The organism is Streptomyces sp. NBC_00510 (assembly GCA_036013505.1).
Taxonomy (GTDB): Bacteria; Actinomycetota; Actinomycetes; order Streptomycetales; family Streptomycetaceae; genus Actinacidiphila.
Genome location: CP107851.1, coordinates 878,830 through 903,565, shown reverse-complemented (window position 1 = coordinate 903,565; position 24,736 = coordinate 878,830). Strand labels below are relative to the sequence as shown.

The window sequence follows — 24,736 nt, the reverse complement described above, 5'->3', positions numbered from 1 at the left end:
TCTTGGTAGCGAGAGGGGGATCCGGTGTGCGGTCACGGCCGCGGTCGGGGTCACGGCCGCGACCGCGGCTACCTGAGCACGATCGTCCGGATCTCCCACGGGCCGAGGGCGAGTTCGAGTGCGCCCTCCGCGGATGCGGTGGCCAGCGGCCGGCCGAGCAGGTCGACCGTGGTCACCCGGCCGAACGCGCCGGTGACGCGGGCGGTGGAGCCCGTGTCGCTCATCGCCACCAGCCGCACCTCGGTGCCGGCACCGAGGTCGTCGCCCGTGACGCGGCGGACGCTGGAGACGAAGACGTCCGTGCCGTCGACCCGCACGCCGGCCGCGTCGGGGGGCAACTGCCCACCGGCGGGCGCCGTACCGCGGGTGACCAGCACGTCGTTGCGGAACTCCTCGGCGAGGGCGACCGCGTCCGCGGCCTGCCAGCCGGTCGCCGACGGCAGGACGGCGAAGCGGTTCTCGATGCGCACCCCGAGGTCCTGCGCCCCCGGCGTGGGGATCTCGCTCGCCGCCGGCTCGTCGCGGAGCGGATGGATGTTGACGCTGATCGAGCCGATCGCGCGCAGGAGGGTCACGGCGAGTTCGGCGCCCCCGGCGGTGAGTTCGTACTCGGTGGCGTGGTCGAGCAGCACGGTGGCCGCGCCGGCAGACACGAAGGTGCTCGCGGGGAAGGTCGGTATCGGGTACTCGCCCCAGCCGCCCTCGGCGGTCAGCCCGCGCTCGGTGACGGCGAACTGCCCGGCCGACGCCGAGCCGGCCGCCGGCCGGGGGAGCGGGACGTGGAAGCGCAGCCGGTGGTCGGCGGACTGGTTCAGGAACGACGTGGTGACGCGCACGAAGGGCTCGCCCGCGCGCAGCTCCACCAGGGTCTCCACCGGCGTCGGCACGGTCCGGTCACCGCGTACGTCGCGGTCGGGGGAGAGCGCGGCGGGCCACGGGTACACGCGGGTGACGCGCACCCGCGACCGCAGCGGGCCGTTCTCGAGGAGTTCGACGGCGACCTCCGTCGGCTCCGAGACGAGCAGGTCGTGGGCCGGTGGGCCGTAGTTGTAGCTGTCGCCGCGGTCACCGCCGTCGACGAGACGGCCGACCCCGCGCAGCACGGTGCCGTCCGCCCCGGTCACCTCCAGGGTGCCGTCGGCGGCGATCACGACCTCGGCCAGCCCGTTCGACAGCGACCCGGCCGTCGCCGTCGCCGGCGCGAAGGCGGTCCCCGATGCGGGCGCCCGCCCGGCCGGCACGACCGTGAAGCTCGCGAGACCGGAGGCGGGGACCGCGACCGGCACCAGCGCGGTCGCCCGTGCCTCCTCCAGCGTCAGCACCCGCCACTCACCCGGGTGCGCGGCGGCAGCGGCGGCGACCTCGCGGCGCAGGATCAGCAGGTCGAACGGACCGCTGGAGGGCACCTCGGCGAGGTGGAAGACGAGCGAACCCGCGGTGAGCTCGTAGTGGTCGATCTGGCGGCCGAACAGCTCACGACGGTGGATGCGACGCAGCACCCGCTCGAGCTGCGAGGCGTCCATGCGCTCGTCGCTGAGCACGGTCGGCGCCTGCGCGACCAGCTGTACGGGGTGCTCCGAGCCGTCGGCCGCGGTCGCGACGAGGACGGTCCCCTCGGGCGGAGCCACGACGTCGACCTCGACCAGCGTCGTGCGCGGGACCGCCAGCGGGTTGGCGACCAGGTGGCCGTCGCTCGGCACGCGGGCGGCGGGTCCGGCCAGCGCCGCGTCCCGCACGGCGCGCGCGGCGTGCGCGGCCTCGGCGAGCCGCGCCTCGACCTGGTCGGCGGTCTCGTCCGTGCCGGAGCCGACGACCGAGTCGTGGGCGCTCGACTCGATGATCTTGTGCCAGGCGAGCGACAGGAACGGCGCGTCGTCACGCCCGGACCACAGCGCGTTCAGTCGCTCGGCGTGGTCGACGGTGCGCTCGGCGACGGCCATCCGGCGCTTGAGCCCGCGCCGCACCGAGAGCACGCCCGGGAGGATGTTGCCGCGTACGTGGCTGCGCAGTTCACCGGTGACGACGGCCGGGACCTCGTCGCGCACGTGCTTGCGTATGTACTCGTCGAGCGTGGCGATGGTGATGGTGCGCCCCTCGCCCGAGGCCCGCCGCAGCCACTCCGCGAGGCGCGGGTCCGGCGCGTTGTGGTCGGTGCCGGCCATCGCGAGCACCGGGTCGTCGCCCCACCGCCCGGCCGTCATCTCCGCGTACTCGCCCAGCGCGCGCCCGATCTGATCGGGCACCAGCAGGACGTCGAGGCCGTTGTCGTAACCGTCGAAGAGGAACTCGGTGCGTACCTCCGAGCCGTCGGGGGCGCGCCAGCGGAAGGCGTGGCCGTCGACGGAGCCGGGCACCCCGCGCCACAGCGCCGCGTGCTCGATCCCGGCGCGCGCCAGGATCTGCGGCATCTGGGCGACGTGGCCGAACATGTCCGGGAGGTAGCCGATGGGCATGGAGCCGCCCAGCTCCGCCGCGGCCGCCCACCCCATCTGCAGGTTGCGGACGATGGTCTCGCCCGAGCAGAGGAACTCGTCGAGCAGGATCAGCCACGGCCCGATCGCGAGCCGGCCCTCGGCGACCAGGGCCGTGACGCGCTCGCGGTTCTCCGGCCGCATCTCCAGGTAGTCCTCGACCGCGGCCATCTGCCCGTCGACGGTGAAGCGGAAGTCCGGGTTCGTCTCGGCCGTCTCCAGCACGGTGTCCAGGGCGGTGACGAGCCGGTGCCGGAACACCTGGAAAGGCTCGTACCATTCCCGGTCCCAGTGGAAGTGGGGCACGAAGACGGCGGATCGGGGCATGGCAACGGGACCTTCTGTGCTGGCGGGGCGGCGGGGGGAGGGAGGGCGAGGGAGGGCAGGGTGCCGGCGCGGGGCTAGCGGAGCGAGCCGGCGGCCAGTCCGGTGCGCCAGAACCGCTGGAGGAGGATGAACACGAGGATCACGGGCACGATCGAGACCAGCGAACCGGTGATCACCGACTCCTGCAGGAGCGGGGCGCGGGCGGTCTGGCCGTTCCACTGGTACAGGCCGAGCGTGATCGGGAAGAGCGACTCCTTCTGCAGCATCACCATCGGCAGGAAGAAGTTGTTCCAGATCGCGACGAACTGGAACAGGAAGATGGTCACCAGCGAGGGCGTCATCAGCTTGAACGCCACCGAGAAGAACGTCCGGAACTCCCCGGCCCCGTCGAGGCGCGCCGACTCCAGGATCTCCTGGGGGACGGCCGACGCGGCGAAGATCCGGGCCAGGTAGACGCCGAACGGGCTGACGATGCTGGGCAGGAACACCGCGAGGTAGGTGTTGACGAGCCCGGTCGCCGAGAACAGCAGGAACAGCGGCAGCGCGAGCGCGGTGGTCGGTACGAGGATCCCGCCGAGGATGACGGAGAAGAGGAACTCGCGGCCCCGGAAGGGGAACTTGGCGAGCGCGTAGCCGCACAGCGCCGAGATCAGGGTGCCGACCGCCGCGCCCAGCACCGCGTACAGCACGCTGTTCAGCGCCCAGCGCCCGAAGATGCCGTCGCTGCGGGTGAAGAGGGTGTCGAGGTTGGCGAAGAGGTCGAAGTGCGAGAACGCCAGGCCGTTGGTGGAGGCGAGGTCGCCCTGCGGCTTCGTCGCCGCCACGACCAGGAAGTAGACCGGCAGCAGGAAGTAGACCGCCAGCAGGAACATCAGGGCCGTGGCCGCCGTGCGGCTGACGCGGCTCTCGCGGATCGGGGTCTGGTCGCTCACAGTCCGGCCCTCTTCGAGGTCAGTCGCATGAACCCGAAGCTCAAGACGAAGGTGATCACGGCGATGACCACGGAGATCGCCGCCGCCTGCTGGTAGTTGTTCCCGGAGGCCACCGTGTACGCGAGCATGTTCGGGGTGAAGGTGCTCGAGATGTTCGAGGAGATCTGGCGCAGCACCGCCGGCTCGGCGTACAGCTGCAGCGTGCCGATGATGGAGAACACCGTGGTCAGGACGACCGACGGGGCGATGATCGGCACCTTGATCCGCCACGCGATGGCCCAGTTGCTGGCGCCGTCGAGCTTGGCGGCCTCGTAGAGCTCCTGCGGGATCGACTGCAGCGCGGAGAACATGATCAGCATGTTGTAGCCGGTCCACAGCCAGGTCGACACGTTCGCCGTCGACCACAGCACGGCACCCGGACCGAGGAAGTCGGGCTGGAGGCCGACGCCCTTGAGCAGGTCGACGACCGGGCTGATCTGCGGCGAGTAGAGGTACGACCACATGATCGCGGCGATGACGCCGGGCACGGCGTACGGCATGAACGCCGAGATGCGGAAGAACGCCTTGAGCTTCAGCAGGGGGGTGTCGAGCAGCAGCGCCATGACCAGCGCCACGAAGAGCATCACCGGCACCTGCACGATGCCGAACAGCCCGATGCGGCCGATGCTGCCCCAGAACTCGGTGTTCTGGAAGACCTGCGTGTACTGCTCCAGACCGCCGAAGGTCGTGTACGACGTGCCGTACTGGCCGCCGGTGCGGCGCACGACGAGCAGGCTCTGCCAGAGCGCGTAGCCGATCGGCACCAGGTAGAAGAGGACGAACGGCAGGAAGAACGGGGTCACGAACGCGGCGATGGTGCCCGCCCGGGGGCCGCCGCCGTTGTGGCGGCGACGGCGGCCCTCGGTGGTCGCCACCCCGCGCGTCGCGCGGGTTGCGAGGTCGGTCATGCGACGGTCACTTGCCCGCCGTGGCCGGGATCGCCTGGTCCTTCATGGACTTCAGCGCGGCGTCCTGGGCGGCCGTGAGGGCGTCGGCGACGGTGCCGTCACCGGCGGTCGCCTTGGCCATCGCGTCCTGGAGCGCCAGGTTGACCGTCTTCTGGGTCGGGCCCCAGGTGAACTCGGTGTCGATGTTCTTGGACGACTCGGCGAAGACGTCGAAGATCTTCTCGTTGTCGTAGTAGGCCACGCCCTGGGAGAGCGCGGGGAGCGCCAGACCGGCGGTGGCCGCCGGGTAGAGGCCGCCCAGCTTGTTCTCCAGCGCGAGGGCCTCGGGGTCGGTGTTCAGCCAGGTGTTGAACTTGACCGACTCGTACGGGTGCTTGCCGCCCTTCATGAAGGCGACGGTGGAGCCGCCCCAGTCACCGGACGCGGCGCTCGAACCCCAGGTCGGCATCGGCACGATCGACCACTTGCCGGCCTGCTTGGGGAGGTTGTCGCGGAACATGCTGTAGCCCCAGGCGGCGCCGACGTAGGTGGCGATCTGGTCCTTCTGGTACGCCGTGTACATCTGCGTCGAGCCGTGGGCGAGGTCGGTCCGCACCAGCTTGGCGTCGATCAGCTTCTGCCAGTAGTCGGCGACCTGCTTGCTCTGCTCGGACTCGACGGCGACGTGCCACTTGTCGCCGGAGTAGGAGTACATCTCGGCGCTGTTCTGCCAGAGGAGTCCGTTGAACCACTCGGCGTTGTTCGGGTCGAAGAACGTCATGCTGAGGTTCGGGTCCGCCTTGTGCAGCTTCTGCGCCTCGGTCGCGTACTCGTCCCAGGTCTTGGGGATCTCCAGGCCGTGCTTCTTGAAGATGTCGCTGCGCACGTACAGGGCCATCGGGCCGGTGTCCTGCGGGATGGCGAACACCCCGGTGCCGCCGAAGCTGGCCTGCGACCAGGTCCAAGGCACGAACGCCGACTTGGCGTCGGTGGCCGCCTTGCAGGCGGAGGCGTCCGCGAAGGCGTCCTGGCTCCGCAGGTTGGGCAGTTCGTCGTAGCCGACCTGGGCGAGGTCCGGCGCCTTGCCCGCCTTGAGGGCGTTGCCGATGGTGCCGTACTGGTCGTTGGAGATGTTCTTCGTCTCGACCTGGATGTTCGGGTTCTTCTTGTTCCACAGCGCGACGACTTCGTCCATGCCGGGAACGGTGTTCCAGTACTGGAGGGTGACTTTGCCCTTCGCGGGCGCGCAGGCGTCTGCCGATGCGCTGTCACCCGAAGGGGCCGGCGATGAGCATCCGGCGAGTACGGCGATGCTGGCTGCCGCGGCGACGGCGGCGACGCGGATGCGCGTGACTGTGCTGCTCATGGTTTCCGTTCCGGAGGACGACTGGCGTGGGCGCCAGCCGGGTCGACGTTGACACCTCAGGCGGGCCGTGCTGGAGAGAAGGGACAGGGGGAGCGACGGGTTCCGGTGCACGCACCGAGCGCCGTCGCAAGGTTGGGCAAAACCACGTGTTCCGGTCCCGTGAGCGTTCACGTGAGCGTTCACGTGAACGCTCACGGGGCCATTGAGAATTGTTCGGAAGTGTGCGCTCCGGCGCCGTCAAGTGTCAAGACTTTGCGGCGCACACGGGTCCGGCAGGTTAAGCGGAGCCGCTCAGCCGCAGCTCGGCGCGGACGACGAGGTCGTCGGCCCCGAGCGGTTCCAGCCCGGTCAGCAGCCGTGCGACCTGGTCGATGGCGAGCGCGCCGAGCCGGCGCGTGTCGAGCGCGACGCTGGACAGCGGGGGCTCCACGAGCGTGCCGAGCTGCAGTCCGTCGAAGCCGACCACGGCGAGGTCCTCGGGGACGGCCCTGCCGAGCCGGCGCGCCTCGCGCAGGGCGCCGATGGCGATGATGTCGTTGAAGGTGAAGACCGCGGTGACGTCGGGATGTGCGGCCAGCAGCTTCCTGAGCGCCGTCCCGCCGCCGTCGGCCGACTGGGCGGCCCCGACCACCCTGCCCGCGTCGATCCCGTGGGCCGCCGCGGCCGTGGCGAACCACTCGCGCCGGACGCTCGGCTCGGCACGGCCGTCGTGGTCGAGCATGCCGATGTGGCGGTGGCCCGCGGCGACCAGGTGCGCGACCGCGGCGTTCACGCCCTCCTCGCCGTCGATGCGGATCGAGCTGAACCGCGCCGTGTGGTGCTCACGCCCGATGAGCACCACGGGCACTCCGCGGGTGAAGCGTTCGAGGTCGTGCTCGGAGCAGCTGAAGTAGCCGACGACCGCGTCCACTTGCGAGGCGATCACCTGCAGGGTGCCGAACTCCTCCTCGGCCCTGTCCCCGGTGTCGTAGACGACGACGTGCCAGCCGCGCGCCCGGGCCGCCTCCAGCGCGGCCGCGGCGACCTCGGTGAAGAACGGGTTGAGCAGGTCGGGGATGACCAGCCCGATCGTGGTGGTGTCCTGCCGGACCAGGCCGCGGGCGAAGCGGCTCGGCCGGTAGCCGAGCTCGCGGGCGGCCTCCAGCACACGCTGCTTGGTGGTGCCGTCGATCTCGTCCTTGTCGTTGAGCGCCCGCGACACGGTCTGCCGGGACACCCCCGCGGACCGGGCGACGTCGTGGATCGTGACCCTCCGGGATTCCGTCCCTGACGACGACACCATCGCGTACCTCCCGATCGTCGCGGGTGCCGGCGCGCCCGCAGGGCCTGAGTATGCACGTCCCGGACGGCGCGGCGCGAGATCAGGTCCTCGCACTGCTGCGGGGGTACGGGTGCGTCGGCGCGGCTCTGACCTCGGGAAAGGGGCGGGGTCAGGTCGCCGCGCCACGCAGCGCCGCGCTGAGCGCCCGGAGGTCGAGACCGGCGAGGTGGTCCAGGAAGTGGCGGCGCATGGAGGCCAGGTGGGTCGGCCAGGCCTCCTCCAGGCGGGCCAGCCCGGCGTCGGTGAGGACGGCGTTCGAGCCCCGGGCGTCCCGCTCGCACCTGACCCGCCGGATGAATCCCTGGCCTTCCAGCCGGCGCACCACGCCCGTCATGCCGCTGAGCGACATCTCGCAGGCGGCGGCGAGGTCGCTCATCCGCATCCGCCGCCCGGGCGCCTCCGAGAGGTTCATCATCGCCCGGTACTCGATGAGGGGGAGCCGCTGCTCGCGGGTCATGTCGGCGTCCAGCGCGCGGGGCAGGGCGTAGATGACACGACTGAGGGACCGCATGAGGGCTTCTTCGTCCGGATTGAGGGGATTTGGCAGATCCGGGTCGGGTTCCGGGCGGTGTGCGGCATCGTGCATGCCCCCCACTTTACTTGCTTCGCGAAGGATATATATTTGCTGCGCGAAGCAATTAATGCCGAGCCGTGCGGCGTGGCCACCCCTGCCCGCGCGACCGTACCGACCAAGCAGGTCATCCCGGAAAGAGACGCACATGCCTCAGTCGCCGACGAACGCCCAGTCCACCGCGGGAATCCGGTACGCGGTGTCCGGCCCGGGCGGTGGCCGGCACCGGGGCCGGAGCGTCGACGGTGAACCGTACGTGCGGGGGAGCGGTACGGCTCCCGGGAGCGGCCGCCACCGCAGGACCGTCCGCGCCCCGCAGGCCCGGCAGGCCGGCGAGGGTCCGGTGCGGCCGGCCGTCGGCGACGAGGACGGTTCCGCCGGGCGCGAGGCCCGCTTCGAGCGTGACGTGCTGACCCTCCTCGACCCCGTGTACCGGGCCGCGTTGGGCGTCACGGGCGACCCGGCCGAGGCGGAGGGGCTCGTCCTGGAGGTGTTCACCCGGGCGTACGCCGCGTTCCCGCGCCTCCTCGACGGCATCGACCACCGGGCCTGGCTCTACGACCTCCTGGCATCGGCGTTCGTCGGTCCCCACCCGGAGGTGTGCGTGCTGCCGCCGGAGTCCGGGATCCCGCAGGGGGTGCGGGTGTCCGCGCTGGACGAGTTCGTCCTGCTGTCCGAGGAGGACGTCCGGGCCGCCCTCCTCACGCTGCCGAAGGAGCAGCGGTTCGCCGTGTACCTCGCGGCCGTTGAAGGCTTCGCCTATCAGGAGATAGCAGACATCATGGATGTTTCCGCAGCAATTGCGGCGTACTGGCTGCACGACGCCCGGCTGCGGCTGTGGGCGGCCGAAGGCCCGCGCATGGTGGCGTCCGAGCAGGAGTACGTCTCCGGCGACCTCGTCGGTGCCGGGCGGAGCGTCTCCGCATGACACGTCGTCGCGCGGACAGGCGGCGGGCAAGGGCCGGCGGGCCCGCGCGGCACCCACGCGCGGCGTGATCTTCATCGCTCGTCACATTCCCGGGGCCCGCGCTGTCATGCCCGCGGGGAGGAACACCTCCGTCACCTGCGGAAACACGGCCCCCCACAGCCGGGAATCCTTTGGGGTCCGCCGCGGTTGACGCGAGCGCAGAAAGAAGATGATCACAGTGAACGAAGAACCAACCGCAACCGCGGAACCGTTGCAGCGACTGGCCGCCGAGGGAGTCTCGGTCTGGCTGGACGACCTGTCGCGCAGACGCATCGCCTCCGGCGACCTCGCCCGACTCGTCGCATCGGGACGTGTGGTGGGAATCACCACGAATCCGTCCATCTTCCGGGCCGCCATCGGCTCGGGGGAGGACTACCGGGAAGAGCTCGCCGACCTGGCCGCGCGCGGCGTCACCCCGGACGAAGCCGTCCGCATGATGACCGCCGCCGACGTGCGTGCCGCGGCCGACCTCCTGCGACCCGTGTACGAGGCGACCGGCGGCCGGGACGGCCGGGTGTCGATCGAGGTCGACCCGCGCCTGGCCCACCGCACACGGGCGACCGTCGCCGAGGCCCGGCAGCTCGCCTGGCTGGTCGACCGCCCCAACGTGATGGTCAAGATCCCGGCGACCGCGGAGGGCCTGCCCGCCATCACGGAGGTCACCGCCCTCGGCATCAGCGTGAACGTCACGCTGATCTTCTCGCCGGAGCGCCACCGCGAGGTCATGGAGGCCTACCTGGCCGGTCTGGAGAAGGCGCGTGCGGCCGGGATCGACCTGTCCACCGTGCACTCCGTCGCCTCCTTCTTCGTCTCCCGCGTCGACACGGAGGTCGACCGGCGGCTGACGGAGCTGGGCACGGACGAGGCGTCGGCCCTGAAGGGCAGGGCGGCGCTCGCCAACGCCCGGCTGGCGTACCGGGCGCAGCGGGAGTTCTTCGCCGGCGACCGCTGGGCCGCGCTCGCCGCGGCGGGCGCCCACGAGCAGCGGCCGCTGTGGGCCTCCACGGGCGTGAAGGACCCGGCGTACCGGGACACCCGCTACGTCGAGGAACTCGTCGCGCCCGGAACGGTCACCACCGTGCCGGAGGCGACGCTCGACGCCGTCGCCGACCACGGCCGCGTCGACGGCGACACCGTCACCAGCCGCCACGACCGGGCCGGCGCCGACCTGACGGCCCTGGAACGACTGGGGATCCCCCTCGACGAGGTCGTCCGGCGGCTGGAGGACGAGGGCGTGGCGAAGTTCGAGGCGGCCTGGGCCGAGCTGCTGCAGGCCATCGGAACAGCACTGAACGGCAAGGGAGCCGACGCGCGATGAGCAAGGACCCGACCGCACCCGCCACCACCCCGTGGCCCAACCCCCTGCGCGATCCGTCCGACCGGCGGCTGCCGCGCATCGCCGGCCCGTCCGGTCTGGTGATCTTCGGCGTGACGGGTGACCTGTCCCGCAAGAAGCTGATGCCGGCGGTGTACGACCTGGCCAACCGCGGGCTGCTGCCGCCGGGCTTCTCGCTCGTCGGCTTCGCCCGCCGCGACTGGGCGGACCAGGACTTCGCCCAGGTCGTGCACGACTCGGTCCGCGAGCACGCCCGGACGCCGTTCCGCGAAGAGGTCTGGCAGCAGCTCGCCGAGGGCATGCGCTTCATCCCCGGCGACTTCGACGACGACGTCGCGTTCAAGCAGCTCGCCGTCACCGTGGACGAGCTGGACGCGACCCGGGGGACCAGCGGCAACTACGCGTTCTACCTGTCCGTACCGCCGAAGTTCTTCCCCAAGGTCGTGCGGCAGCTGAAGAAGCACGGACTCACCGACGCCCCCGAGGGCTCCTGGCGACGCGCCGTCATCGAGAAGCCCTTCGGCCACGACCTGGCCAGCGCGCGGGAACTCAACGCGCTCGTCCACGAGGTGTTCGCCCCGGAGCAGGTCTTCCGGATCGACCACTACCTGGGCAAGGAGACGGTCCAGAACATCCTGGCGCTGCGGTTCGCCAACACGATGTTCGAGCCGCTGTGGAACCGTTCCTACGTCGACCACGTGCAGATCACGATGGCCGAGGACATCGGCATCGGCGGCCGCGCGGGCTATTACGACGGGATCGGCGCCGCGCGCGACGTCATCCAGAACCACCTCCTGCAGCTGCTCGCGCTGACCGCGATGGAGGAGCCCGCCTCCTTCGACGCCGAGTCGCTCCTCACCGAGAAGCTGAACGTGCTGCGCGCGGTACGGCTCCCCGGCGACCTGGGCGCGCACACCGTGCGCGGGCAGTACGCGCACGGCTGGCAGGGCGGCGAGGAGGTGGACGGATACCTGGAGGAGGACGGCATCGACGCCGAGTCCAGGACCGACACCTACGCCGCGATCAAGCTGGAGATCGACAACCGCCGCTGGGCGGGCGTCCCCTTCTACCTCCGGGCCGGCAAGCGCCTGGGCCGCCGCGTCACCGAGATCGCGGTCGTCTTCCAGCGCGCCCCGCACTCCCCGTTCGGCCCGGAGGCGACGCAGGAACTCGGGCAGAACGCGATCGTCATCCGCGTCCAGCCCGACGAGGGCATCACGGTGCGCTTCGGCTCGAAGGTACCCGGGACGTCGATGGAGATACGCGACGTGACGATGGACTTCGCCTACGGCGAGTCCTTCACCGAGTCCAGCCCCGAGGCGTACGAGCGGCTCATCCTCGACGTGCTGCTCGGTGACGCCAACCTCTTCCCCCGCCACCTGGAGGTCGAGGAGTCCTGGAAGATCCTCGACCCGATCGAGGAGTACTGGGACACGCACGGACGGCCCGCGCAGTACACCGCGGGCAGTTGGGGCCCCGCGGAGGCCGACGAGATGCTCGCACGAGACGGACGGAGCTGGCGCAGGCCATGAGGATCGACCTGACCGACACCACGGCAAGCCACATCAACAAGGCCCTGGTGCAGGGCCGCCGCGCCATCGGCACCCCCGCCGTCGGCATGGTCCTGACCATGGTCATCGTGACCGACGAGGAGAACGCCCACGATGCCCTGAAGGCGGCGGAGCAGGCGGCGCAGGAACACCCCTCGCGCACGCTCGTCGTCATCAAGCGGCCCTCGCGCACCACCGGCCGGCGCACCCCCTCCCGCGTCGACGCCGAGGTCCGCGTCGGCTCCGACGCCGGATCCGGTGAGGCGGTGCTGCTGAGGCTGTTCGGCGAAGTGGCCGGGCACGCCGACTCTGTGGTCCTGCCGCTGCTGCTGCCCGACGCCCCCGTCGTCGTCTGGTGGCCCGCGGACGCACCCGACGTACCGGCCGAGGACCCGCTCGGGGCCCTGGCCCAGCGCCGCATCACCGACGCCTACGCGGTCGACCGGCCGCTGGAGGCACTGGCGGCCAGGGCCGGTGCGTACGCGCCCGGCGACACCGACCTCGCGTGGACCCGGACGACGCCGTGGCGCTCCATGCTCGCCGCCGCGCTGGACCAGGCCCAGGCCCGCGTCACCTCCGCGGTCGTGGAGAGCGAGGCCGACAACCCCAGCGCCGAACTGCTGGCCCGCTGGTTCGCCGACCGGCTGCGCGTGCCCGTCGAACGAGTCGTCACCGAAGGGCCCGTGGTGACCGCGGTCCGGCTGCGCACCCCGCACGGCGACGTCACCATCGACCGCCCCGAGGGCGCCGTGGCCCGGCTGTCCATCCCCGGACAGCCCACCCGAGCCCTGGCGCTGAAGGTGCGCACCACCGCGGAACTCATCGCGGAGGAGCTCCGCCGTCTCGACCCGGACGAGGCCTACGCCGCCGCGCTGCGAACCCAGGTCAAGGCCCCCCGCACGAAGGCCCTCCCGGCGAAGGCCCCCTCCACCAGGGCCCGTTCCGCGAAGGCCGCCCCGGTGCCGCCGCAGCCCGCGCACCAGCACCAGAACCAGGAGAAGGACGATGCCTGACACACCCAAGCCGAGCCACCGCCCGCAGTGGGCCGCACTGGCGGAGCACCGCGCCGCCACGCGGCCGGGACCGCACCTGCGCGAGCTGTTCGCGGCGGACCCCGCACGCGCGCGGCGCTACACGGTGGAGGTCGGCGACCTGCGCATCGACTACTCCAAGAACCTGGTCACGGACGAGACCCTCGCCCTGCTGCGCGAGCTGGCCGCCGCCACCGGCGTGTTCGAGCTGCGCGACGCCATGTTCCGCGGCGAGAAGATCAACGTCACCGAGGGCAGGGCCGTCCTCCACACCGCCCTGCGCGCGCCGCGGGACGCCGTCGTCGAGGTGGACGGCGAGAACGTCGTGCCGCGGGTCCACGCGGTGCTCGACAAGATGTCCGCCTTCGCCGACCGGGTGCGCTCCGGTGAGTGGACCGGCCACACCGGCAAGCGGATCAGGAACGTCGTCAACATCGGCATCGGCGGCTCCGACCTCGGCCCCGCCATGGCGTACGAGGCGCTGCGGCCCTTCACCGACCGCTCGCTGACGTTCCGCTTCGTCTCCAACGTCGACGGCGCGGACCTCCACGAGGCCCTGCATGGCCTCGACCCGGCCGAGACCCTGTTCGTCGTCGCATCCAAGACCTTCACCACCATCGAGACGATCACCAACGCCACCTCCGCGCGCAGCTGGCTGCTGGCCGGGCTCGACGGCGAGGAGAAGGCCGTCGCCCGGCACTTCGTCGCCCTGTCGACCAACACCGGCAAGGTCGCGGAGTTCGGCATCGACCCGGACAACATGTTCGAGTTCTGGGACTGGGTGGGCGGCCGTTACTCCTTCGACTCGGCAATCGGCCTCTCCCTGATGATCGCCATCGGCCCGCGGCGGTTCCGTGAGATGCTCGACGGCTTCCACACCGTCGACGAGCACTTCCGCACCGCGCCCGCCGAGGCCAACGCGCCGCTGATCCTCGGACTGCTCGGCGTCTGGTACGGCAACTTCTTCGACGCCCAGGCGCACGCCGTCCTGCCGTACTCCCACTACCTGTCCAAGTTCACCGCCTACCTGCAGCAACTGGACATGGAGTCCAACGGCAAGTCCGTGGACCGCGACGGGCACCCCGTGGAGTGGCAGACCGGGCCCGTCGTGTGGGGCACGCCCGGCACCAACGGGCAGCACGCGTACTACCAGCTGATCCACCAGGGCACGAAGCTGATACCGGCGGACCTCATCGGCTTCGCCCGCCCGGCCGGCGAGCTGAGCGCGGAACTCACCGCCCAGCACGACCTGCTGATGGCCAACCTGTTCGCGCAGGGTCAGGCGCTCGCCTTCGGCAAGACCGCCGACGAGGTCCGCGCCGAGGGCGTGCCCGAGGAGCAGGTCCCGCACCGGACCTTCCGCGGCGACCACCCGACCACCACCGTCCTGGCGGCCGAACTGACCCCCTCGGTCCTCGGCCAGCTCATCGCGCTCTACGAGCACAAGGTCTTCGTCCAGGGCGCCCTGTGGAACATCGACTCCTTCGACCAGTGGGGCGTCGAACTCGGCAAGGTCCTTGCCAAGCGCGTCGAACCCGCCCTGACCGGCGAAGCCGACGTGCCCGGACTCGACCCCTCCACCGCGGCCCTGGTGGCCGCGTACCGCTCCCTGCGGGGCAACTGACCCGGGGGGGACTCCCACGGCGGCGCCGCCCGGCCCCCCGGTGCGCGCCGCCCGCCGACCACACCCGCGACACACACAAGGAGCACCTGACATGCAACTCGGACTCGTCGGCCTCGGCAAGATGGGCGGCAACATGCGCGAGCGGATCCGCCGCGCCGGCCACACCGTCGTCGGCTACGACCGGGACCCCGACCTGGCCGACGTCGGCAGCCTCACCGAACTGGTCGACAAGCTCGACGCACCCCGCGTGGTGTGGGTGATGGTGCCGGCCGGCGCGCCGACCCAGTCCGTGGTCGACGAGCTCGGCGGCCTCCTGGAGCCGGGTGACATCGTCGTCGACGGCGGCAACTCCCGCTGGACGGACGACGAGAAGCACGCCGAGGAGCTGGCCGCCAAGGGCATCGGCTTCGTGGACGCCGGTGTCTCCGGAGGCGTCTGGGGCCTGAAGAACGGCTACGCCCTCATGGTCGGCGGCCGGGCCGAGCACGTGGCGAAGGTGCAGCCGGTCTTCGACGCCCTCAAGCCCGCGGGCGACTTCGGCTTCGTCCACGCGGGAGCGGTCGGCGCCGGCCACTTCGCGAAGATGGTCCACAACGGCATCGAGTACGCCATGATGCAGGCCTACGCCGAGGGCTGGGAGCTGCTGGAGAAGGTCGACTCGGTCACCGACGTGCGCGAGGTGTTCCGCTCCTGGCAGGAGGGCACCGTCATCCGCTCCTGGCTGCTGGACCTGGCCGTGGGCGCCCTCGACGAGGACGAGCACCTCGACGGACTCAGGGGTTACGCGGAGGACTCCGGCGAGGGCCGCTGGACCGTCGAGGCGGCCATCGACAACGCCGTGCCGCTGCCCGCGATCACCGCGTCGCTCTTCGCGCGCTTCGCGTCCCGCCAGGACGACTCCCCGCAGATGAAGATGATCGCCGCGCTCCGCAACCAGTTCGGCGGCCACGCCGTCACCACCGCGGACGACAAGGCCTAGTCACCGCCGGAGCCCGCGCCCGCCGGCGCGGGCTCCGCACCGCCTCACCCGCACCACCCATCCTCCGTGCCGAAAGTGGATGAACGACCATGGGCGACCTGCTCCTGCTCCGCCACGGCGAAACCGCGTGGACCCTGTCCCGACAGCACACCAGCCACACCGACCTGCCCCTGACACCGCACGGCGAGGGGGAGGCGGCCCGCGTCGCCCACCTGCTCCGCGGGCACGACATCGCCCTCGCCCTGAGCAGCCCCCTGCGCCGCGCCGTACGCACCGCCGAACTGGCCGGGGTGTCCGGTGCCGAGATCGACCCGGACCTGAGCGAATGGGACTACGGGGGCTACGAGGGCGTCACCACCGCCGAGATCCACCGCACCCGCCCGACCTGGAACCTGTGGGCCGACGGCGTGGCCCCCGGCCCCGCGGACCATCCGGGGGAGGGCCCCGAGGACGTCGGCCGCCGCGCCGACCGCGTGCTCGCGCGCGTCGAGCCGCTGCTGCGCGACCCCGCCGCGGGCGACGTGCTGCTTGTCGCGCACGGCCACATCCTGCGCGTCCTCACCGCCCGCCGCCTCGGCCTGCCGCCGTCGGCCGGATCGCTGTTCGCCCTGGACACCGGGACCGTCAGCCGGCTCGGCACCGAGCACGACCGCCCCGTCATCAAGGCCTGGAACACCACGGGCGCCCCGGCGACCGGCGCGCCCTCCCCGTCCGGCGTGATCCCCTGGCCGCGGCGCCCCGAGCACGACTCGTCCCCGGGCCGGTGAGGGGGCGTCGCCCCGTCGGGAATTTCCTCCCTTGCCTTAGCCGTCCTCCGGGGCGGAGGAGCCCCGCCGGTCCTGCGGCTGCCCTACCGTGAAGCTCGTGAAGGTCCTCATCGTCGGCGGCAGCGGGTTCCTCGGCAGGGAACTCGTACGACAGGCCGCAGCCGCGGGTCTCGAGACGGCCGCGACGTACCGCTCCCGCCACCCCGGCGGGGTCCCCGGTGTCCCGTGGCACCACCTCGACCTCCGCGCCCCGGGGCGCCTGGGCGAGGTACTGGCCGAGGTGGCCCCCGACACCGTCGTCAACGCCAGCAGCGGGTACAGCGACTGGGAGGTCACCGCCGACGGCTCGGTCCGCGTGGCCCTGGCCGCGGCGGAACACGACTGCCGCCTGGTCCACGTCTCCAGTGACGCCGTCTTCTCCGGGGGCCGGGTCCACTACGACGAGACCTGCCTGCCCGATCCCATCAGCCCGTACGGCGCGGCGAAGGCCGCCGCCGAGACCGCGGTGCGGCTCCTGGCGCCGTCCGCCGTGGTCGCGCGTACCTCGTTGATCATCGGCGACGGCGGATCCGCGCACGAGCGCCTGGTCCACGACCTGGCCGCAGGCGTGCGCGACGGCGTCCTGTTCACCGACGACGTCCGCTGCCCGGTGCACGTCGAGGACCTCGCCTCCGCTCTGTGGGAACTCGCGGTGTCCGGCGCCTCGGGCGTGTTCCACCTCGGCGGGACGGACGCCCTCAACCGCTACGAACTGGGCGGCCTCATCGCCCGCCGCGACGGACTCGACGCCACCGCGCTGCGCCCCGGGCGCCGCGTCGACGGCCCCGTGCCCGGCCCCCTCGACGTCCGCCTCGACAGCAGCGCCACCCAGCGGCGCATACGGACCCGCCTGCGCGGAGCCCGGGAGTTCCTCCTCCCCCGGTAGGACGCGGGCCCGACTGCCCATCGGATGGAACCGGGAGGCGCGCGGGCCGTGTCGCGGGGGACACCGGCCGCCCAGGGGCCAAGCTGATGTGCCAGTGGTCCCGGCACACGGAAGGGCGCGCCATGGAGGGCATCGCGGACATGGGGGGCACACGGGGATGGGGGCCCGTCCGGCCGCCGAGACCCGGCGAACCGGTCTTCGCCGAGCCCTGGCAGGGCCGGGCGTTCGCGCTGGCGATCCTCTCCATCCAGGTGTCCGGGTACAACGTGGACGCCTTCCGGCACGCCACGGAACGCCTGGACCGGGCCGCCTACCTGGACGACGGCTACTTCGGCCGCTGGCTGAACGCCGCGGAGCTGATGCTCACCGAGAGCGCCGTCCTGGCGCCCACCGCGGTCGAGACCCGCGCCCGCAACCTGCGCGGCGCCGGCGTCGAGGAGCCACCGGTCCCCGAACCGGCCCGCCCCGACTACGCCCCCACCGCACCGGGCTCGCTCCGTAGCGTGGACACCCCGCCGGCCTTCGCCGTCGGCGAGCGGGTCCGCGCGAAGGACATGTCCCCGCCCGGGCACACGCGGCTGCCGGGCTACCTGCGCGGACACCCCGGCGTCGTCGAGCTCGTGCAGCCCGCCGCGCTGCTGCCGGACACCCATGCGCACTTCCTGGGCGAGAACCCGCAGCACGTCTACTCGGTCCGGTTCGACTCCCGCGAACTGTGGGGCGCCGGCGCCGAGCCCTTCTCCGTCACCGCCGAGCTGTACGAGAGCTACCTGGAGACCCCCTGATGACCTCCACCAGCGGACCGGACGACCACCTCCCCCCGGCCCTGCGGACCGAGGCGCTGGAGCAACTGCTCACCGAGCGCGGCCTGATCGACCCGGCGGCGATGGACACGATCATCGCCACCTACGAGACCCAGGTGGGCCCGCTCAACGGCGCCAAGGTCGTCGCCAAGGCGTGGACCGACCCGCAGTACAAGCGCCGGCTGCTCCAGGACGGCACCGCGGCCATCGCGGAACTGGGCTTCGCCGGGCGGCAGGGTGAGCACATCGTCGTCGTGGAGAACACCCCCACGACCCACAACGTGGTGGTCTGCACGCTGTGCTCGTGCTATCCGTGGCCGGTGCTCGGCCTGCCGCCGAGCTGGTACAAGGACCCCGCCTACCGTGCGCGCGTGGTGAGGGAACCGCGCACGGTGCTCTCCGAGATGGGACTCGACCTCGCTGAGGACGTGCGGATCACCGTCCGCGACTCCACCAGCGAGGTGCGCTGGCTGGTGCTGCCCGAACGCCCCTCCGGCACCGAGCACCTGACGGAGGAGGAACTTGTGCCGCTGGTGACCCGGGACGCCATGGTCGGCGTGGCGAAGGTGACGGCGCCGTGACCGCGCCCCTGGACGTCGACGGGCCGGCCGCGCCGCCCCGCTCCAACGGCGAGCTGGTCTTCGCCGAGCCGTGGGAGAGCCGCGCCTTCGGCATGGCCGTCGGCCTCCACGAAGCGGGTGCCTTCGCCTGGCCCCGGTTCCAGGCCGCGCTGATCGCCCGGATCCGGGCCTGGGAGAACGCGCCGCCGGCGGACGGTCCCTGGAACTACTACCGGCTCTGGCTGGCCGCGCTGGAGGACGTGCTCGCCGAACAGGACGTGGTCCGTTCGGGCGAGGTCACCGCGCGCGCCCGCACCCTGGCCGGCCGGCCCGCGGGCCACGACCACGGCGACCACCACGACCACGACCACGCACATCGGCACTGACCGCGAGGCACCGGTCCACGCCCGATCCGTCAGCCGTGCGGGATGGGCAGGTCCAGGGAGACGGTCTTGCCGCGGCCGTTGGGCGAGGTGTTCCACTGCCCGGCCAGGGCCTCCACGATGAGCAGACCCCTGCCGTGCTCGGCCTCGGCGTTCTCCTCCTCGTCCAGGGCCAGCGGCGAGGGGACGGGCGGGTTGCTGTCGGAGTCCCGTACCTCCAGCCGGACGTGGTCGCCGAAGGCCCGCAGCCGGACGTCGACGTCGCTGCCCGCGTGGATGAGGGCGTTGGTCACGATCTCCGACGCGATCAGCTGGAGGGTGTCCGACACCACCGGCAGCGACCACGCGTGCAATTGCTCGTCGATGAAAGCCCGGGCCGCCTTGACCCCGTGCAGATCGCGCCGCTGCACGTGGAGGCTCGCCGCCCGCGGCGCCCCCCTGCCCGCGGCGCCTTCGTACCGGGCCAGTAGCAGCACCGCGTCGTCCCGGCGCCACCGGGGGCCGGAGACCTCGGCGACCATGCGGTCGGCGACCTGTTCCAGGTCGGCCGCGGCCCCGGTCTCCCGGACCCCCGCACGGAGCAGGGTCCGCGCGCACGCGCCGTGGTCCCCGGTGAGGGAGTCGGTCAGGCCGTTGGAGTAGAGCATCAGCACGGACCCCGGCGCCAGCGTGTGCTCACAACTGCGGTAAGGGTGCTGTGTGGTGACGCCCAGGGGGAGGTTCGGAGGCGCGTCGAGGACGTCGACGCTTCCGTCGGGCCGCCGTACGACCGGCGCCGGATGCCCGGCGAGAGCCACCTCTGCTGTACCGTCAGCGGTGTCCAGGGCGACCACGCAGCAGGTCACGAGCTGCTCCGTGCCGAGTTCGGCGAGCAGCCGGCCCGTCCGGTCGATCACCACGGCGGGGCGGTGGCCCTCGGTCGCGTACGAGGTCAGCGCGGTGCGCACCTGGCCCATGACGGCGGCGCTGTCCAGGTCGTGGCCTTCCACGTCACCGACGACGAGCACCATCCGGTCGTCCGACACCTTGATCACGTCGTACCAGTCGCCGCCCGCCTGGCAGGTGGTCGTGGCGGGCCGGTAGCGCGCGGTGGTGGCCAGCCCCGGCAGCTCGGACAGGACGGGCGGCAGGAGCCTGCGCTGCAGGTGTTCCGCGATCTCGCGCTGCCGGGTGCCCAGTTCGACGCGTTCCACCGTCGCCCCCAGCATGCCGGCCATCATGCCGAGCACCGTCCGCTCCTCGGGCGGGAACGCGCGGGTCCCCTCGAACTCCAGGCAGCACACCCCGACGATGCGCGGGTTCATCAGGGACACTTCGGCGACGCTCCTGCTCCCGACGACGAGCGGCAGGTAGGCCTCGGCCCGCGGCCCGGCGTCGTGCCGGTCCGGGTCCGTGTCCGGCGGTGCGCCCTCGGACAGGAACAGCGCGTGCCCGCGCACCGCCTCCACCGCCGGGGTGCTCGCGCCGAGTCTGGCGCCGTGGACGGTGCGGACCAGGGCGGAGGACGGCCCGCTGTGCCCCAGGACCCACAGCCGGCCCGCACTCACCGAGGCCAGCACCAGGGCTCCGGCGCCGAAGGGGGACATGATGCAGTCCCGGGCCGCTGCGACGACGTGGTCCACCGTCGTGGCCTGGTTGAGCCGTTCGGCGAAATGGCGCAGGGGGTACATCAGACTGGCGCCGGCCGAGCCCGGGACGCCGCGCACCCCCCAGCCCGGGGTGCGGATGCTCGCGTGGAACACCGGTACGAGGGCGGGTGCGGGGCCGGCCGTGACGGCGGTGCCGTGGCGCACGAGTTCGGCGAGGGCCGCGGCCAGTGCGTCCGCGATCTCCCGCAGCACCGTGTGGTCGACGGGGCCGTAGCCACCGTGGCTCTCCAGGCGCAGCACCGTGAGCGCGCCGAAGCGGTGCCCGCCGGCGGTGACCGGGGACGCCAGTGCCGCGTACGGATAGGGCAGTGCGAAGCGCTGGTCCGGGCCGGCCGGGTCGGGATCGGGCAGCACCGCCGTCGCGCCCGTGGCGACCGCGCGGGTCGAAGCGCGGGGCATGTCCATGGTCATCCGGCAGGGCATCGTGAACATGGAGGGCGAGCCGCCGGCGATCATCGCCGCGCGCAGTTCGGCGCCGGTCCGGTCCAGCAGGTAGACCGCCGCGGCCACGGCGTCCATCCGGAACAGGGCCTCACGGACGGCGCCGTGCAGGACCTCCTCGAGACCCGTGCCCTCGATCCGAGCGGGCCCGCCTTCGCGGCGGTGTTCTCCGACTGCGCTGTTGCTGGTCATCGAACTGCTCCCTCTTCGCGAGTATAGGTGCGCGGGTGACCGGTCGCTCAGAGGCGAGGACTCCGCTTGCCGCTCGGGAGATAGGAGCATATGCTCGTAATGGTGCGGGTGGGAGTGCGCGCCCTGTGGCACCTCGTACGCCACGGGAGTCCGTGGCCACACCCGTCACCCGAAACTCAGCCAACCCAGAAGGAGACCGACCGATGGCTGCCGGCAATCTTGTCCTCGTCACCGGGGTCGGCGGCGTGGGCCGTGCCGTCCTCGAACTCCTGCGTGAGCAGGACGTACCGGTGCGCGCGATGGTCCGCCACGACGACGAGCGGGCGGACGCGCTGCGCGCGCTCGGCGCGGAGGTCGTCACCGGCGATCTGACCCGGCCCGAGACCGTGGCCGCGGCACTGGAGGGTGCGCGGCGGATGTACTTCGCGATGCCCGTCTCGACCGATCACCTGCTCGCGGCGACCGTGGTGGCGAGCGTCGCCCGCGCGTACGGGCGGCTGGACGCGCTGGTGGGCATGTCGCAGATGACGGTGTCGCAGATGACCGCGACCAGCACGGGGGAGTCCCACCAGCAGCGGCTGCACTGGCTGGCGGAGCAGGTGCTGAACTGGTCGGGCCTGCCGGTGGTCCACGTCCGCCCGACGTCCTTCCTGGACAATCCGCTGTTCACCGCGCTGGCGGCACGGTCGATCCGGGAGACCGGGACGATCGCGCTGCCGTTCGGCACCGGGCGTACCTCCCCGGTGGCCGTGGAGGACGTCGCCCGGGTCGTCGCCACGGTCCTGCGCGACCCGGTCCCGCACGTCGGCAGGGTCCTCGAACTGACCGGGCCGCGCACGCTCGACATGGCCGAGATGGCCGGGGAGTTCTCCCGGGCGCTGGGACGTGAGGTGGCGTACGTCGACGTGCCGCCGGAGCGGTGGCGGGACGAGGTGCTCAGCCGGGCCGGTCTGCCGCCGCACGTCGAGGCGCACATCGCCACCATGGGCCGGCTGCACCGGGAGAACCGCTACGACCGGGCGTCCGACGACGTCGAGCGTGTGACGGGTGTGCCCGCCCGGACCGTCGAGCAGTTCGTCGCCGCCCGCCGGGACTTCTACCTGGGCTGAGCCCGGGTGGGGCCGCTCCGGCATCCCGCGGGGATGCCGGAGCGGGGTGCGGCGCGCCTCCGCAGGCTCTATTGCCGCCGGTTTGATGACGAATCAAGCTACTTGCACGTACAAGTAGTCCAATGTTCTACTTGCTTGACCGAGCAAATAGTGCGCGGGGGGCTCAGCGCAGGCTGGGGGGAATGCCCGGGTACGAGTGCCGCACCAAGGTGGCGAACCCACCGGGAGGATGCGCGCTCCGGGAGCGCCGGACCGACAGGACCCTCGTCGGGACCGGCCGGCAGGCCGACGTGCCTGCCCTGACGCGGGATGCCGGTGGCCGACAGGCCCGACGGCATCCGTCCGCGCCCGAATGTCCTCAGGCCGCCGGTCGACCGCTCGGCATCGCCGTCCTGAGGCGCGCGGAACGACGCTCCCCGGACCCGGGGGAGCGCATGTGCGTCCCCTTCGAAGCTTCGCCTCCCGTGCTCGTACCACCCAGAACAGGATGAACACTTACATGTCAACGACCAGCAGGCGGACCGTCCTCGGCATGGCCGGGGTCACCGCGGCGGCCGTCGCCGTCGCCGGTACCGGAGTCCTCGGCTCCGCCGGCGTCTTCGAGGGCACGGCGGAGGCGGCCGACGCGCTGCACGGCGTGAACGAGCCCACGTTCACGACGTTGAAGCCGTTCCGGGACGCGCTGCGCGTCCCGCCGACGCTGCGCCCCAAGAGCCATGGGATCACGGAGATCGACATGGTCCCGTCCTCGGTCCGGCTGCACTCCCAGATGCCGCCGACCCGGCTGTGGACCTACGCCGGCCACTTCCCCGGCCCGACCATCGAGGTCCGCAGCGGGGAGCGGGTCCGTATCGCCTGGAACAACAAGCTCAAGGGCAGGACGCCGATCAAGGCGGTGTGGGTGGACCCCGAGGGCCCCGGCCCCGGCCTGCTGCCCTACAACCGGCCCGGCGCCGAGGGTGCCGCCGCCCGCCCCGAGGTCGAGCGGCTCACCGCCTGGACCACCGTCCATGTGCACGGCGGCCACCAGAACGCCCTGAGCGACGGCGCCGCGGAGTTCGGAGTCACCTCCGGGAACGGGCAGTTGGGGGAGTACGCCAACGACCAGGCGGCGGCCCACCTCTTCTACCACGACCACGCCATGTCGGTGACCTCGCTCAACGTCCAGGCCGGTCTGGTCGGCAACTACGTGGTGCGCGACGCGGAGGAGGACCGGCTCGGACTGCCCCGCGGCGAGTACGAGATCCCGCTGACGATCCAGGACGTCAACTTCGACACCGACGCCCAGGGCCGGCTCACCGGCCAGGTCCTCGCCAAGCGGATCGTGGGCGGCGGCGCGATGCCGATGCCGGGCACCATCCCGCCCGCCCTGGCGAGCCTGAACCCGTTCACGATGGTCAACGGCGTGGTGTGGCCGTACCTGGACGTGCAGGCCCGCGCCTACCGCTTCCGCCTGGTGAACGTCTCCACCACCCGCGTCTACCGCCTGGTCGTCGTCGACGAGGAGACCGGCAAGGTCGTGCGCGGCGCCATGAAGCTCATCGGCACCGACATGGGGCTGCTCGGCAAGCCCCAGACCATCGACGAGGCGATCTCCCTCTCGCCCGCCGAGCGCGCCGACGTCGTCGTCGACTTCGCGGCCTTCCCCGGGAGGAAGCTCAAGCTCGTCAACACGATCCCGGGTCAGACCGCCGGAGCGGCCCTGCCGGACTTCATGATCCCCTTCCCCGACGTCATGCAGTTCCGCGTCGAGAAGCGGCGCCGCGCGCTCCACCCGCTTCCGACAACGTTGTCGAAGTCGTTCCGCAAGCTCACCCTCGCCGATGTGCCCAAGGACGCCACCGAGCGCTTCGTCCTGCTCGGCTTCGACAAGACCGGCGCCATGCCCCAGATCTGGGAGATGGAGCAGGTCCCGGCCGACACGGCGCCGGGCACCGGCATCGTCACGGTCGACATGCCGGGCGGCACCCGGACGCTGCGTCGCACGGGCACCATGTTCGAGGACACCACCACCTTCTTCGCTGCTTCCGGCACCTGGGAGAAGTGGCACTTCATCAGCGCCGCCCCCGAGGGCGTGCCCATCTACCACCCGATGCACATCCACCTGATGAACTTCCAGGTCGTCGACCGGCGGGCCGTCGACTCCTCCGGTGTGGACTTCGCCACGGCGCAGACCAGGAAGCCCATCACGGTCGGCGCTCCGGTCCCGGTCGCCCCGGAGGAGTCCGGCTGGAAGGACACCATCACCGTCAACGCCAACACCCTCGTCACCGTGGCGGGACGTCTCGCCGACCAGACCGGCAAGGTCATGTACCACTGTCACCTCCTCGACCACGAGGACGAGGGCATGATGCGGCCCTTCGTCGTCATGCCGTCGCCGGTCCACGACATCCACCGGATGCTGATGGACATGGGTCGGGGAATGGACGCGCACGACATGAAGCACATGAAGATGTAGGCCCCCACCATCGGGGCGTCAAGGCCCGGAGCGGTCCCGTCTCGGGCG

The 24,736-nt window shown here is 72.0% G+C and carries 20 protein-coding genes; 13 read left to right on the top strand and 7 right to left on the bottom strand.

Features of this window, described 5'->3' with window-relative positions; all coding sequences use genetic code 11:
- Positions 1–68: 68 nt before the first annotated feature.
- From OG937_04095 to OG937_04070, 6 genes are all read right to left on the bottom strand, one after another.
- Positions 69–2,798 carry an alpha-mannosidase gene (locus OG937_04095; GenBank protein WUD70917.1) on the bottom strand — a complete coding sequence of 910 codons (2,730 nt, stop codon included), beginning with the start codon at positions 2,796–2,798 and terminating at the stop codon, positions 69–71.
- Positions 2,799–2,872: 74 nt separating this feature from the next.
- On the bottom strand, positions 2,873–3,730 hold the full coding sequence (locus OG937_04090; GenBank protein WUD70916.1) for a carbohydrate ABC transporter permease: 858 nt from the start codon (positions 3,728–3,730) through the stop codon (positions 2,873–2,875).
- Positions 3,727–4,677 (bottom strand): sugar ABC transporter permease, encoded by a 951-nt coding sequence (locus OG937_04085; GenBank protein ID WUD70915.1) that lies wholly within the window; start codon positions 4,675–4,677, stop codon positions 3,727–3,729. Before OG937_04085 ends, OG937_04090 begins: the two co-directional genes overlap by 4 nt.
- Positions 4,678–4,684: 7 nt before the next feature.
- A complete protein-coding gene (locus OG937_04080; GenBank protein WUD70914.1) occupies positions 4,685–6,022 on the bottom strand; it encodes an extracellular solute-binding protein in 1,338 nt (445 codons plus the stop codon).
- A 277-nt stretch (positions 6,023–6,299) separates the two neighbouring features.
- Complete coding sequence (locus tag OG937_04075) at positions 6,300–7,304, bottom strand: LacI family transcriptional regulator (protein ID WUD70913.1); 1,005 nt, start codon at positions 7,302–7,304, stop codon at positions 6,300–6,302.
- A 148-nt stretch (positions 7,305–7,452) separates the two neighbouring features.
- Complete coding sequence (locus OG937_04070) at positions 7,453–7,854, bottom strand: MarR family transcriptional regulator (protein WUD70912.1); 402 nt, start codon at positions 7,852–7,854, stop codon at positions 7,453–7,455.
- A gap of 208 nt (positions 7,855–8,062) precedes the next feature.
- Here OG937_04070 and OG937_04065 point away from each other — a divergent pair, with 208 nt between their 5' ends.
- From OG937_04065 to OG937_04015, 11 genes are all read left to right on the top strand, one after another.
- The gene (locus tag OG937_04065; protein ID WUD70911.1) at positions 8,063–8,842 is read left to right on the top strand and encodes an RNA polymerase sigma factor; all 780 of its coding nucleotides are present in this window, start codon (positions 8,063–8,065) and stop codon (positions 8,840–8,842) included.
- Positions 8,843–9,050: 208 nt separating this feature from the next.
- Positions 9,051–10,199: a transaldolase gene (gene tal / locus OG937_04060; protein ID WUD70910.1), complete on the top strand. Its 1,149-nt coding sequence runs from the start codon at positions 9,051–9,053 to the stop codon at positions 10,197–10,199.
- A complete protein-coding gene (gene zwf / locus OG937_04055; GenBank protein WUD70909.1) occupies positions 10,196–11,749 on the top strand; it encodes a glucose-6-phosphate dehydrogenase in 1,554 nt (517 codons plus the stop codon). The genes tal and zwf overlap by 4 nt, the downstream gene beginning before the upstream one ends.
- Positions 11,746–12,780 carry a glucose-6-phosphate dehydrogenase assembly protein OpcA gene (opcA, locus tag OG937_04050; GenBank protein ID WUD70908.1) on the top strand — a complete coding sequence of 345 codons (1,035 nt, stop codon included), beginning with the start codon at positions 11,746–11,748 and terminating at the stop codon, positions 12,778–12,780. Before zwf ends, opcA begins: the two co-directional genes overlap by 4 nt.
- Complete coding sequence (gene pgi / locus OG937_04045) at positions 12,773–14,422, top strand: glucose-6-phosphate isomerase (GenBank protein WUD70907.1); 1,650 nt, start codon at positions 12,773–12,775, stop codon at positions 14,420–14,422. The genes opcA and pgi overlap by 8 nt, the downstream gene beginning before the upstream one ends.
- A gap of 91 nt (positions 14,423–14,513) precedes the next feature.
- The gene (gene gnd / locus OG937_04040) at positions 14,514–15,401 is read left to right on the top strand and encodes a decarboxylating 6-phosphogluconate dehydrogenase (GenBank protein ID WUD70906.1); all 888 of its coding nucleotides are present in this window, start codon (positions 14,514–14,516) and stop codon (positions 15,399–15,401) included.
- An 89-nt stretch (positions 15,402–15,490) separates the two neighbouring features.
- Complete coding sequence (locus OG937_04035; GenBank protein WUD70905.1) at positions 15,491–16,168, top strand: histidine phosphatase family protein; 678 nt, start codon at positions 15,491–15,493, stop codon at positions 16,166–16,168.
- 97 nt (positions 16,169–16,265) lie between these two features.
- The gene (locus OG937_04030; protein ID WUD70904.1) at positions 16,266–17,093 is read left to right on the top strand and encodes a sugar nucleotide-binding protein; all 828 of its coding nucleotides are present in this window, start codon (positions 16,266–16,268) and stop codon (positions 17,091–17,093) included.
- Positions 17,094–17,215: 122 nt separating this feature from the next.
- Entirely contained in the window at positions 17,216–17,878 is a 663-nt protein-coding gene (gene nthB, locus OG937_04025; GenBank protein ID WUD70903.1) for a nitrile hydratase subunit beta, read from the top strand.
- Positions 17,878–18,477, top strand: a complete 600-nt coding sequence (gene nthA / locus OG937_04020; GenBank protein ID WUD70902.1) for a nitrile hydratase subunit alpha — start codon at positions 17,878–17,880, stop codon at positions 18,475–18,477. The genes nthB and nthA overlap by 1 nt, the downstream gene beginning before the upstream one ends.
- Positions 18,474–18,842, top strand: a complete 369-nt coding sequence (locus OG937_04015) for a nitrile hydratase accessory protein (GenBank protein ID WUD70901.1) — start codon at positions 18,474–18,476, stop codon at positions 18,840–18,842. Before nthA ends, OG937_04015 begins: the two co-directional genes overlap by 4 nt.
- Positions 18,843–18,871: 29 nt before the next feature.
- Here OG937_04015 and OG937_04010 read toward each other — a convergent pair whose 3' ends face one another.
- A complete protein-coding gene (locus tag OG937_04010) occupies positions 18,872–21,121 on the bottom strand; it encodes a SpoIIE family protein phosphatase (protein ID WUD70900.1) in 2,250 nt (749 codons plus the stop codon).
- Positions 21,122–21,324: 203 nt separating this feature from the next.
- Here OG937_04010 and OG937_04005 point away from each other — a divergent pair, with 203 nt between their 5' ends.
- Together OG937_04005 and OG937_04000 are read left to right on the top strand one after the other, a co-directional pair.
- Positions 21,325–22,230 carry an NAD(P)H-binding protein gene (locus tag OG937_04005; protein WUD70899.1) on the top strand — a complete coding sequence of 302 codons (906 nt, stop codon included), beginning with the start codon at positions 21,325–21,327 and terminating at the stop codon, positions 22,228–22,230.
- Positions 22,231–22,729: 499 nt separating this feature from the next.
- Positions 22,730–24,688, top strand: coding sequence for a multicopper oxidase domain-containing protein (locus OG937_04000; GenBank protein WUD70898.1), 1,959 nt, complete (start codon positions 22,730–22,732; stop codon positions 24,686–24,688).
- Positions 24,689–24,736 lie beyond the last annotated feature (48 nt).